This is a genomic window from Ignavibacteriales bacterium (assembly GCA_026390595.1).
GTDB lineage: Bacteria > Bacteroidota > Ignavibacteria > UBA10030 > UBA10030 > UBA9647.
This window is the reverse complement of the sequence record JAPLFQ010000005.1, coordinates 11,723-24,455: the sequence shown is the minus strand read 5'-3', so window position 1 is coordinate 24,455 and position 12,733 is coordinate 11,723. Positions and strand designations below refer to the sequence as shown.

Here is a 12,733-nt window from a genome sequence, read left to right as displayed (position 1 = left end):
ATGGACACAAATCGTTGAGGGAAACCAATGAAGAAAAGAGCGCAAGCAAAGAAGCTATCAAGTGTGTATTTGTGGGCTGCTGCTGGAATCGTCTTGCTCGCGGCCACATACTTCATATTCGGGAAGAATGAGACCCAAGCGACACCGACGGCAACACGTTACGCGTTGCCACCAGCTGAAGTATCCGGTGTAGCACCGGGATTCTCGTTGGCCGACATGAACGGACGCCAGGTTTCACTTTCTGACTTCAGAGGTAAAGTTGTTATTCTTGATTTCTGGGCGACGTGGTGCCCTCCCTGCAGGCGAGAAATTCCGGACTTCATCAAACTGCAATCGGAGTACGGTTCAAAAGGTGTTCAGATCGTGGGCATCGCACTCGATCAACCGGAAAAGGTAAGAGCTTTTGTGCAAGACAATGGGATGAACTACCCGGTTCTACTGGGAACTGACGAGGTCTCCTCCCGCTACGGCGGGGTCGAATCTATCCCCACAACTTTCATAATCGACAAGGCCGGCAGGATTGCAGCGAAGTACGAAGGTTTTAGATCGAAGGAAACATTCGAGAGTCAAATCAAACAACTTCTGTAGGGTGTTTCGACGTTTCGCAGAGCCTTCACGGGCAATCGACTGAGAGCAGATCCATGAGCTCAATGATCGTACTTACATGGAGTCGCCGCTCGGACTGATGTTCAGTAATACACTCTCATCCAGAGTTCCACTCGTTCCTGTATCTGCTTTCCCCCGTACTCCGTTGTTGTACCACCCACAAGAATCGTCGGCCAGACTATGAACTCCATGTTCGTAATGGGCTTATAGCTAAGTGACACCGAGAGCAAGAAACTCTTATCGGTAAGGTTACAGATTGAGTACATGGAAGGAGTAAAATACAACCAGTCGAAGGGCTCTGGATGTATGAGTTTCACATAGAGATAGTCCTTCATCGTGTTACTCCCCCTGAAATACGTCTGCATCGTCCCAAGCGTTTGCTGCATGACCGCTGGATTCGAACTCTTTGAACCATTCATCACGAAGCCATAATACTGCTCGTATTCCCTCCTGCCCAGGCCGACGCCATTGTGGAAGTACTCGGCAATAATGGTGGTGTTTGATGCGCTCAGGAATCGCAAACCGAGGAGATACGAGAGGGCTTCTGTTTGTTCATTGGCGAGCAGGCCGTCGCGGATGATGTGCCGTTGAACATTCTGCGCGTAGCTGAATTCTCCGTGAATCTCAACGTTCTCCCGAAGGTTGCGAGCAAAGTCCACCCCGTAACTCCTCGGCTTGTCTTTGCTCTGATACGTCATCAGATCGATATCCATATCCCAAATTAGAAAGTACGTCTTCAGCGCCAGGTCCATGGATGCCACCTCTCCATACCGGCTGTTGAGAGCTGTCGGCGAGGGAAGGAGAACCGCCGTCAGAGCAACACTCTGCAGCGCCCTGGATTGAAGGCTCTTGATGTATTCAATGTTTGCAGAGAGAAGGCCTGCCTGAGCAAGTTCGGGATTTTCGGGATCCTTGATGGAATTCACAAAACCAACGGGATTGAATGCGTACCCCTTTCCCCAGTTGTAGACTCTCTTGCCCGCCTGCAGCGTGGTGTTGAACGAAGGGCTGAATGACCCATACGCCTCGAAAAGATCAACCCGGGCATCAGCATCGTTGTAGTACGTGGCGTGAGTTTTCAGGACGAAGCTGAGGTCGCTGGTGCGGTACTCTGCATTAAGATAAGGTTCAAGCCGGTACTGCGTCAGGAACGAACTTGAGGGTCGCTCTGCAAGAAACTGAAGCGTGTAGAAAGGGGAGAACGCATCCATGTGAAACAACGCATACTTTGCGTCGAAATTGCCACTCCATTCGAGCTTTCTTTCTTTCCCCGAAAGAACATCGGGGCCTTCTTCCTGTCCAACCAGGACACCAGATGATGCGACTAACAGAATGAGTATCAACCATCGGGGGCGCCCCATTATCTCAAATCTCCCAATCGGCTCATGTAGTTCAGCGTAAACACTTCGTCAGGGAATTGCCGCTTCTTGATTGTTTGATATATCATCAGCGAACGGTAACCCTTGTATAGCGGACTGTACGTTTCAATGACCGAAGGACGACTGAGGCCGCCGCCAAAGTCCTTGTCGTCTTTGAACTCGAGCGTCTTGATCAGCATGTTCGATGACGAGTACGCCTCAACCTTTCGGAGTATCCTCCTGTCTTTCGTGATCCACATCTTCAGCTTGTCGTACGCGACTGTTTTGTTCTTGGCTTTCAATTCGAGGAGATACTCTTTGTCTGTCCCTTCAGCATACGTGGCGTCGTACTCCACCGCATACTCCAACTGCATGATGTCCGCGTTATTGAAAACGCCCCCGACGACGGATTGCAGGCTCGTGATGCGTATCGGTTTGTTCGCGCTCGGGATATACAGCCACATATTCTCCCCGAGGCGCAGCGTAGAGCGGCCTTTTTCGCTGGCCGGGAGAAGGTACAGCATTGCAATCTTGTCTTTGCCTTTCTTCACGGTGTAGAATGTGAACTCCTTCTTGGAGCCATTGGGTTCTTCATTGATGAGTTTGCGGTTCGCCTCGTATGATTCGGGCAGAAGATTCTCGTCAACTTGCTTCAGAAGCTTGTTAGCATCCTGTGCAACCGTGGAAGAAGCAAAGAGAACAAAGATCAGAAACGCAGAGAGGGTTTTCATTCGCGTACCTTCGTCTGTATGTACAACCGTTTGTGCATCGATTGCTTTAGACATGCCCCAGCGCATCCACCGGCTCCATTTTCGATGCCTTGTACGCTGGCTGGAATCCTGCAAACAGCGACACAAGCATGACGATAACTGTCACCCAAACGACCTCTCCGGCCGGGATACTCGGCGCGAGCGATACGTTCATCTGACCGAAGGTGAACTCGATCTTCGTCATGTTCATGATCCACAGGGTGCCGAGTCCGACGACCATGCCCGCAACCGTGCTCAGCAAACCCATCGCGAAACCCTCGACCAGAAAGAGGGAGAGAATTCGCCGGGGCGGCGTTCCGATTGCCGCGATCGTTCCGATTTCACTGATCCGCTCGTACACAGACATCGTCATGATATTGAGGATGCTGACCAGCACGATGGAGATCAAGATGACTTTTACGACAATGATGAGCAAATCCACGATCCTCGTGATGCTCGCGAACGGTGAAAGCTGTTCCCACGTGTGGACTTCAAGGGATGCCCCCGACCCGGCGGTAGCGTTCTTCAATTGGATAGACGCTTTGCTGAGCTCATCGAATCGTTTCAGGTGAATCGCGATCTCCACAATCTCCGGCTGATCCATACGCAGGAGTGCCTGCGCATCCCGTATGTGGATATAGCCATCCTTGCCGGACGGACCAAACACATTCTCCGTCACCGCGGCAATACGCAATGTTACAGCATTGACCGATCCTTCTTTGTTCGTTGCGACCAGGACTATCTCATCACCGGTTTTCAACGAAAGTCCCTTCATGAGGTTCTCCGGAACCAGGATTTCTCCAGGGGCGAGAAATTTATCCGGGTCAGGAACATGCCCTTTGATCCGTTTGACAAATCCCGTCACCGTGCGATTCTCCATTTCCGGGTCCACAGCGCTCAACCGGATGTTCGAAGTTTGCGCGTAGTTGCTGATCATCGCCCCAAACTTGATCCTCGGACTGTACGCGGCAATTTCAGGCATGTCTTTCAGCATCTTCTCGACCTTTGCCAGCTCCGCCCCCGAAAGAGTGAGGTTCAGCGGCAGATTATCGATAGATTCGACGTATCCCTTTCTGTGGATTTGCAGATCGCCCATCGCTGTGTTCGTCAGAACTCCCACCATTTGTGATTTAAACGAAATTGCCAATCCCCCAAAGACCACAACGAGGACTACGCCAAAAGCGATGAGTGATGAAGTAAGAAGCGTTCGCCGCTTGTTCCTAAATAGATTGCGAAGTGCAATCACGATCACGTTTCTCATTGCCTGTTGACCTTTCTCTGTTCCGTTCCGACGATGGTACCGTCTTCCAGCGTGTATATTACTTCTGCTTCTCCAACAATCTTGGGATCGTGCGTCGAGAAAATGAACGTTGTCCCAAATTCGGTTGTCATCTCGTGCATAATGTTGATGACTTTGAACGCAGTGGCATGGTCGAGATTGGCAGTTGGCTCATCTGCGAGAACAATCTGCGGATTGGTCACCAGGGCGCGGGCAACGGCGACGCGTTGCTTCTGCCCACCGGAAATATGGTTCGGGAATTTCTCCTTTTGGTCCGTCATGCCGACCTTGTCCAACAATCGCAGCACACGGTCACGACGCTCTTTTGACGGGAGCCGTTCGAGCATAAGAAGGGGGTACTCGACGTTCTCATATACCGTTAAGACGGGAATAAGATTGAAATTCTGGAACACGAAGCCGATCGTCTTTCCACGAAATGCGGCGGCGCCGGCTCTGTCTAAGGTCTTCACGTCAGTACCATTGACGATAATTGTCCCTTGCGTCGGTTTGTCGAGTGCACCGATGAGGTTCAGGAGTGTCGATTTTCCGCTTCCCGATGGACCGATGAAGGAGATAAAAGACTTCTTGTCGAGCTGAAGAGAAATTCCTTTCAGCGCTTTCACCTCCACTTCGCCGGTCTGATACACTTTCGTGACATTCTCTAATTCAATTAAGCTCATCATCTCCCCGATTTCAGTGAATGCAGACGTTTCCCGTTAGGTGTAACTCACTCTCAAAATTGTACCGACAAGCCGACGATTGGCAGTATTCCAAAATCGTATCTTGGTGTTTCCGTGATGATACCGCGGGCATCTACCTTGTAAGAATAATCGAGGACGTTCTGCCGATTATACACATTCCAAAGATCAAGGTATGCAGTTAAGGTCCACGAACCAAACACTACCTTTTTGTCGATTCGGACATCGAGTTTGTGGTAGGCGGGAAACCGGGCTGAATTGTATCCACCGTCAACAGCGTAATACGTGTTATTCTTCTGCACGACAGCGACCACCGGGGTAAACGGGTTTCCGGATGCGTACTGGAACTTCGCCCCCAACTGCCAGTTGTCACCGAGTTCCAGACCCGCAATCAGGTTCAAAATATGCGGCCTGTCGAACTCGAAATAATACTCAGCACTCCCCTGTGCATCGCGTCGCCTCGATTCCGAATATGTGTAGGAAGCCGTGCCTACAAAACCATCAGTAAATTTCTTCTGGAGCGAAAATTCGATCCCTCGTGCAAACCCGCTTCCGGTATTGTACAGAATGCTGTTTGTATCACTGGCGACAATGACATTCGACAGATCTTTGTAATATACTTCGAGTGTTCCGCGGAGATCATCGCGTAGCAGGTGCTCAACGCCGAAGATGTAATGTGTTGCGCTGCTGCTGCGAAGCTGCTGGTTAAGCGGGTCGAGCGCGATTTGATACGAAGCCGGCGTCTGATAGAACCTGCCATATGCCGCGTTGAATGCCGTCCGGCTTGTCACTTGATACGAAGCAGACAGACGTGGACTTATGGTAGCCTCTCTTGTAAATGAAAAGTAGTCGTATCGCACACCAGCGGTGACCGACATCTGAACCCACGGTTTCCATGTGCTTTGCAGGAATGCCGATGGTTTGTTGACCACCTTGGGCAGATAGGCAATTGAGGATGCTGGAACAATTTGCCCGCTCCGCGTTGTGTCAGCGGGTTTCCAGCTTTCCTGCTTCGACTCTATGTAACGCATCTGGGCACCCCCCCTTATTTCAGCAGAGGGGCTGACTTGATACGTTAGTTCGCTTTTCAAAGTATAGCTCTTCTCAAGAATGTCTTCTCCGATCAAATCTCTTTCTGCTTCCGTCCCCCGTAGTGTGTTCCAGCCATTGTCGGAATATGAAAGAGTAGTCAGACTGTACGCGTTCGGAGATATGAGATAGCGCCAGTTGACGCCAAACGCGGTTCCATAATCGTCACGCATCAAGTAATTATACCTGCCGATATCGGTGGAACTCTTCATACTGACACCCCCCTCACGCTTTATCTGGTCAAGATAGTAGAACCCGACAAAGCTCAATCGGTTCTTGGGATCCAGATCATACGTGAGTTTTCCAACTGCATCATAATAACTTGGAGCAGCGGGTCGACTCAGCAGAGATGTAAGCAAGTCGAAAAAACCACGCCGGGCGGAAAACACCATTGTGCCGTTATCCAAAACCGGACCATCTACCATCGCCCCCAAACCTGCTACATTCGCATTGATGTCTGTGTTGTGCAATTCCTTGTTGCCATCAACCATCGTCATATCGAACACCGACGACATCTTATCCCCGTACTTCGCCGGGAAGCCACCGGTCAGGAAGTTGACTTCCCTCAACAAGGACGGATTGATGATGCTGATAATCCCCATCGATTCACCCGTTCGGGCGAAATGGATAGGGTTATAGATTTCGATATTATCAAGGAGCGTGAGATTCTCGTCCGGACTTCCACCTCGCACAATGAGCTGTGCGCTCTTGCCGCCTGCGGTCGCGACGCCGGGGAGTGATTGCATCACTCGGAAAATGTCTTCCGCCGAGCCCGGCGAACGTCGAATTTCCTGAGGTGAAAGCGTACGGTAACTGACCGTGTGTTCGGTCGGTTTCCGGAAATAGCCACCCGTCACTGTTGCTCCTTCTAGTTCAATCTGAACCGGTGCGAGTTCAAGATGCACTGTAGTGTTGCGAGCACGGACCACGGAGATATCTTCTTGTGCCGTAGCCTGATAGCCAATGTATGACACCTTCAGTTGATAGGTCCCCGGGGGAAGACTCTTGATGACGAAGTAGCCCTTTTCGTCTGTAGCCGCGCCACGTTGGATGCCAACCACAACCACGTTTGCGCCTGGGAGAGCCTGTTTTGTCACTGCATCGCGGACTTCGCCGGAGATAATACCGGCTTTTTCTTGTGCGGCCAGAGTGGTTGCCATCAGAACAATCAACCACGCTGCGCGAGCTCGGCCGATGAATGTGAAGCATGGATACTGAATTTTCATTTATCGACCCTTTATGGATGGTGAAGCGGATTCTCAAATACGATGCTCGATACTATGGAACGGTTCGGAAACGCAAGGGGCGACGTTATCTCCTCGTCGCCCCCTCGTTTGATATCAACCTGATCGGGTCGCTATTTCAGTTCATCCCGACGCTCTGGGTGAAGGCCCGCAAATGGTTCTGGGATCCCTTGAGGAGATTATTGTAGACTAGGGTGACGTCCTGGTTATCATTCGCGAGAAGTCCTGCTTTCAAGTCACGAATGTCGGTCTCTTCTATCAGAACACCGACCCTCAGAGCTTCCACAAGTGAACTATTGCCCCGGGCGATGAGTTGACTGTACAAATCTTGCAGAGCCGGATCGGTGAACGCGCCCACGCCGTTTTTACCAACCGGGTCAGGAATGCTATAACGATCGAGCAAGATCAGGAGAGCACGCATGTGTACATCTTCGCTGCGGGAAATGTTGTTGAACGTCCTGTGTCCCCATCGTTGATACATGGTGGCATACACATCTCTTGCAAGTTTTTCTTCTTCACGCATTAAAACGAGACTTGCCCGCTCCTCGGGACTGATTTCTGCCAGCTGGATTGCAGCAAGCCCATCAGTGATTACTCCGGCTCCCGTCATCATTTGATCGCTGTTATCACCGAATGAAGGAGTTGTTGGATTCGATTCGCTGCAGCCGATGAACAATGAGCCGCACAGAAGCACGGGCAAGAGTCCACGAAGAATATTCATGCTTGACATAATTGTATCTTTCATAAATAGTGAATGTATGAGAATCGGGATTACGTTCCCCTCTGCACTTGCGAAAGTCGTGCCAGGATGGACCTTGTCTTTTGGGCTCAGAATGATAGGATCAGCTTGAGGGTGTGAAAGCGCTCGACAATCTTGTCGAAACGGCTCGACGAGATTGTCGAGCAGGCACCGGGGTCGGATGCGCGGTTAGGTCAGGCATGGCAAATCCCGATTAAGCGGAGTCACCTGCATTTGACCAACTGTTTCTTACAGCTCAATGCCGCCACAAGCTTCATTATCGACAGGGCAGGCAAGATTGTAGCCAGGTACGAAGGCTGTAGATCGAAGGAGACATTCGAGAGTCAGATCAAAATGCTCTTTTAGATCGTTTCGACGTTTCTCTTGACTCACACGAGGAATTGGTGTAGCACCAGAACCTTGAGCGGGGTAATCGTAAGCGCCTTGAATCCAACTTCCTTTGCCATGGCAGCGATGTCCTCAGATTTCAGTCGATGTTCCAACGGCGGGCCCATCTCTTCCTCTTTGTAGGGCCATTCGAGCACGGCCACGCTTCGCTTTGCGCATCTCCTGGACTCTGACAGGGCCTTCTGAGCATCATCGGCTTCGTGTAACACGAGTCCCAGGAAGACAAGGTCGAACGTCTTGTCCGCATAAGGGATCGACTCAGCCGTCGCCTTCTGGAAACTCGCTCCGGGGACAAGTCCCTTCGACACTTCTATCATCTCCGGATTAGCATCGATACCAACAACGGTCGCAATTTTCTTTGCGAACGCTTCCGCGAATATCCCGCTTCCTGTCCCCACATCGAGAACCGATCGCACCAGTCCCCCCTCCAGCGATAGACCGATGACGCGCTGAACCTCGAGGCGTTCAATTCTCTCGGGTGATCGCAGGCGATCGATCTCCGCTTGATATCTCCGTTCGTGCATATTTCCCCTTTGCGTTACTTGCTTGACTGAACAGTACATCGATAGAAGCATCACCGCAGGCTCATCCGGATGAGCACAGTAAATTATTTTGTTCCCCAACGTTGTTCCACCATGTCCCGAACACGTAGGACGAGCCCTCTTCGGATCATGTCGCTCGGACAATCAGTTTCAAATTTGCCGCAAGATTCTTCAGCAATAGTCTCAGCTACTTCCCTTGATTGTGCATCCCGAATGCGCTTCTCGATTCCGGCACAATGTCTCGCGATCAACTCCAATTGCTGGCTCTGATTGAGCTGGAGAAAACGACCCTCATTCAGAAGTTCTTCGTTCATCATCGTCATCTGTGTTCCTCGGCTACAAAGTGTGTTCAGATTGGAATGCTGATAGAGAACGTCGTTCCCTGCGTCGGTCCGCTCTCCACATCCATCGTCCCGTGATGCTGCGTAACAATCTGTTGTGTGATCGCCAGGCCCATTCCTGTACCATTGGGTTTTGTCGTGAAATAGAGATCGAAAACCCGTTCGATTCTGTCCGCCGGGATACCGACGCCATCATCTGTGACCTCAAAAACAATGTATCCCCCGTTTCGGTTCACTTCAAGAGATATCGCTCCACCCTTCGGGGTCGCATCGAGAGCGTTCTGCAGAAGATTGAGCATAGCCTGCGTCATTTGAGCCGCGTCCACGCGTATGACCCCATCGAGGTGCGCATGCGAGCTGAACCGGACACCCTTTTCCTTGGCTTGAGCTCCAAAAAGTGTGGAGACATGAGCAATGAATTCCCCTGCAGGAGTCTCCTTCAATTCCACCTTCGGAGGGCGAGCAAACTGAAGAAACTGTTGAACGATACCGTTTACCCTGGCAGATTCTTTCTTCAGAACGTTTGTCAACGCCCTATATTCCTTCACATCGCTGCGCGGCACAAATTCGCGTTCGAATCTCTGCGCGATCATCGAAATGGCATTCAATGGGTTTCGAACTTCGTGCGCTACCCCGGAAGCAAGTCCTCCCATCGCGGTCAGTTTGTCTTTTCGCTGTATCTCCCGCTCCAACCGCCGCGCCTCGGTGAGGTCTTTGATTACCACAGTATGACTTTCCAAAGATCCATCGGGTTTCCGCGTGTGTGAGTGAGTCAGATAGACAACGCGGGTTTGACCGGGTGAACATTCCAGGACGAGTTCTTGATCTGCTGCTTCAAAAATGGGTTGTAGGCACCGGGCTCCAATTTCCGCCAATCCCTCTAATCGCTTCCCCGTCACGCTCTTTGCATCAACGGCAAATAGCTCCTCTGCCTCCCGGTTGAAAATGGTGATCCGGTTCTCACCGTCAACTGTCACCACTGCATCCCTCATGTTCTCCAGGATATTACCCGTAAACGATTGAATGAGCGCATATTGATGGGACACGAGCTTGTAGTTCTGACTTACAACAATCGCAGTGAATACGAGCGCCCCGATCGCTATAAGCACGATGGAGATGATCAACAGACGGCGCTTCATTCGATCCTCTGATGATCGGAGCTCGTCCATTGAAAGTCCAATCCTCAGCACGCCTGCAGTCGACCCTTCGATGGTGAGTCGTTTCACCACTTCAAAAGTCTGATGTCCCTGGAAGTCAACTTGTCGCGTGAATACCGTATCGCGTTCAGCAGCCAGTGTCAACACACTATCGCGGTCAACACTCGACATCTCTTGAACCTGGCTTGTTGCAGCGAGGATTCCTTCGCGATCCTGCAACACGACGTAGTCAATTCCATTATTGTCGCCAAGGTCCTTTACCAGTTTTCCAATGCCGATGCGCTTCCGGAATTCAACGAGCTCGGCAGCGTCGAGGTTGAGCACAATCGCGCCGCCACCAGGCTTTGTCCGCCGGATTGCCACCGCGTAGCGCTGCCCTTCTTCAAACCGTGCCTGTCTCAAGCCGATGATGAGAGTTTTTTGCCTTCCTCCGAGAATTGGCTTCAATATTTCTCTCGGTGAAAACTTCTCTCCCGGCGCTGTCACATGCGGTATCGAATCGTGACTACCGAGAAGCCTCTCCCCGCGCCCGTTGAAAATGTTGATACGATAGATATCGTTCGCCGCGGCAAACGTCTGGAGATCCCGGCGGGTGAGAAGATTGAGGCTGTCCAGGCGCGCAATATAGTACGCGTTGTTGAGCAAGCGAGCGCCCAGCTGATGTTCGATTTGTTCTGTCGACAAAACGACATTGGCGCTGCCTCGCTCGATGGTTTCCGCGAGAGAGAGTGAGTGTTCCTGGAGAACGTGAAGCAGTTCGCTGCGACTTTGGCTCAACTCAAGATATGCCGAGCCGAACATCAGCAGAGCAACAGCGAGCGTGCTTGCTATGATATATCGGGGCTGAATATTGGTAAGGAATCTCAAAGGAGGTCACTTCTCATCATCATGTATAAGATGCCGGATCCTTGCGAAAGATGCAGGAAGGAGGGTCCGGCCATCAGGCAAGCGCGCGATACACTCTCCGATTTGGCTTAGAAAGGAAGGCTTAGTTCAAGCGCTAGGGCACTATTCCGATAATTGTAGTATGGATCGTTTGAATAGTTCCGTATGAAGTCAACGGCGGCCTTGAGCGTGAATCCCATTTGAAAATCTTTCTGAAGCAAGACGCTCAACGAGGTGCGCAGGTCGGTGCGTTGGCTTGAGAGCACATTCCCATCGAGATCATATGCTGCGAGGGACGAGTAGAGCCTGTTCTGTACACCACCAGTGACTTTCATGACCATCGACTCTGGCAGAAGCTGTGTGAGCATCAAACTTGTGTGCAATCCCTCATGACCATAGTGGTCGTCGAACAGCTCGTCGTCGGAAACTGAGCCGTAACTTGTACTGATATAACGCGCCTGCTTCTGGATATTCCATTGGTATTTCGTCGTAAGGCTCAGCCCTGTCCCCTCGAAGATGCTTTGGCCGATTCGAATAAGCGGGCCGAATTGAATCACACCCGGAGCAAAGGACATCCCCCCCTTGCGCATTCCTTCGGCCTCACCTGTTGAGCTTGGTGTCGAGTAAAACTTCGCCCCCAGATCTGCCTGGACGATCAGCGTGGTCTGCGTTGGCAGCGCAAAGCTGAAGCCGCCCGAAAGTGCGTGCTCGGAATAGCTGAAATCACTCATATCAGAAAAGCGTATCGAGCGGAATGCATATCCAAGATTGTTGATGATGAGGTCGCTGAGGAATTGTTTGTATTGAACAATTGCCGTCACCTGATCGTGATTGTAGAATGCGGAACTCCCCCGATAGAAGCCCTGGCCGTAGGAGACTCCAACATTGAGGACATTCTCCTGGTCTTCTCCCGAGTAGAGTGCGAACGACGTCTGCAAAGAGTGAAATTGATTTGTCCTGTCTGTGACGCTTTGATAATAGTTGAGTGTGCCATCGTAGAATACTCTTGCGTCCCAATGGATTCCACCGAAGCCGTATCCCGTATTGAGCGTAAGCGTTGAGACTTTGTCTGAAATCTGCTGATAATTATTGAGAATGTTGTCGTCATACATGGTCGAGATGTGTGATTCAAACCCCACCTGACCGTAGGCGTTGCTTGTCACCACAGTCGTGACGATAAACCAGGCCGCTCCGAATGCTTTTCTGAGTTTCATCATTTTCCCCTTTGCCCCTTCCCCATTGCTTGTTTTCCAAGTTCTGTCTGCTGCATTCTTCCACGGCGAAATCCCAAGCCACATTCGCGACTGTCACTGATCCCGTCTCCATTTATATCGATGAAGCGGTCCATGCCTGGGCCCAGCCGCTGCTGCCGCCTGACGGTCCTGTCGTTGATGCCGTCACCATTCTCGTCCATCGCCTGACGTGACCGTTGACGATCGCGAGTCCTCGTGCTGTCTCCCACCGTCTGGCTCAACGAAATGGCTGGCAGCAGAATCAACCCGAGAAGTGTTATCATTGTCTTCATAGTCGAATCCGAAACATCAAGTGCGTTCAGAAAGCCCGGCTGTTGATCGTTTCGAGTCCGCCGGCGTACAATAATTGAAAGAAGAGAGCTGAGATCGAAGGACCTCAGCTCTC

At 51.3% G+C, this 12,733-nt stretch carries 11 protein-coding genes; 1 reads left to right on the top strand and 10 read right to left on the bottom strand.

All coding sequences use genetic code 11. From position 1 onward, the window contains the following. The first annotated feature begins 27 nt into the window (after positions 1-27). Positions 28-588 (top strand): TlpA disulfide reductase family protein, encoded by a 561-nt coding sequence (locus tag NTU47_00790; GenBank protein ID MCX6132320.1) that lies wholly within the window; start codon positions 28-30, stop codon positions 586-588. 101 nt (positions 589-689) lie between these two features. Here the strand turns inward: NTU47_00790 and NTU47_00785 are convergent, their stop codons facing one another. From NTU47_00785 to NTU47_00740, 10 genes are all read right to left on the bottom strand, one after another. Next, positions 690-1,967, bottom strand: a complete 1,278-nt coding sequence (locus NTU47_00785) for a hypothetical protein (GenBank protein ID MCX6132319.1) — start codon at positions 1,965-1,967, stop codon at positions 690-692. Further along, positions 1,967-2,695 carry an outer membrane lipoprotein-sorting protein gene (locus NTU47_00780; protein MCX6132318.1) on the bottom strand — a complete coding sequence of 243 codons (729 nt, stop codon included), beginning with the start codon at positions 2,693-2,695 and terminating at the stop codon, positions 1,967-1,969. Before NTU47_00780 ends, NTU47_00785 begins: the two co-directional genes overlap by 1 nt. A gap of 46 nt (positions 2,696-2,741) precedes the next feature. After that, a complete protein-coding gene (locus tag NTU47_00775) occupies positions 2,742-3,974 on the bottom strand; it encodes an FtsX-like permease family protein (GenBank protein MCX6132317.1) in 1,233 nt (410 codons plus the stop codon). After that, positions 3,971-4,672: an ABC transporter ATP-binding protein gene (locus NTU47_00770; GenBank protein ID MCX6132316.1), complete on the bottom strand. Its 702-nt coding sequence runs from the start codon at positions 4,670-4,672 to the stop codon at positions 3,971-3,973. Before NTU47_00770 ends, NTU47_00775 begins: the two co-directional genes overlap by 4 nt. 53 nt (positions 4,673-4,725) lie before the next feature. Further along, positions 4,726-7,005, bottom strand: coding sequence for a TonB-dependent receptor (locus NTU47_00765; protein ID MCX6132315.1), 2,280 nt, complete (start codon positions 7,003-7,005; stop codon positions 4,726-4,728). 136 nt (positions 7,006-7,141) lie between these two features. Further along, positions 7,142-7,753 carry a DUF2202 domain-containing protein gene (locus tag NTU47_00760; GenBank protein MCX6132314.1) on the bottom strand — a complete coding sequence of 204 codons (612 nt, stop codon included), beginning with the start codon at positions 7,751-7,753 and terminating at the stop codon, positions 7,142-7,144. A 398-nt stretch (positions 7,754-8,151) separates the two neighbouring features. Further along, a complete protein-coding gene (locus NTU47_00755) occupies positions 8,152-8,694 on the bottom strand; it encodes a class I SAM-dependent methyltransferase (protein ID MCX6132313.1) in 543 nt (180 codons plus the stop codon). A gap of 367 nt (positions 8,695-9,061) precedes the next feature. Then, positions 9,062-11,077 carry an ATP-binding protein gene (locus tag NTU47_00750; GenBank protein MCX6132312.1) on the bottom strand — a complete coding sequence of 672 codons (2,016 nt, stop codon included), beginning with the start codon at positions 11,075-11,077 and terminating at the stop codon, positions 9,062-9,064. 107 nt (positions 11,078-11,184) lie between these two features. Continuing rightward, on the bottom strand, positions 11,185-12,312 hold the full coding sequence (locus NTU47_00745; GenBank protein ID MCX6132311.1) for a hypothetical protein: 1,128 nt from the start codon (positions 12,310-12,312) through the stop codon (positions 11,185-11,187). Further along, complete coding sequence (locus tag NTU47_00740; protein MCX6132310.1) at positions 12,309-12,620, bottom strand: hypothetical protein; 312 nt, start codon at positions 12,618-12,620, stop codon at positions 12,309-12,311. The genes NTU47_00745 and NTU47_00740 overlap by 4 nt, the downstream gene beginning before the upstream one ends. Positions 12,621-12,733: the final 113 nt, after the last annotated feature.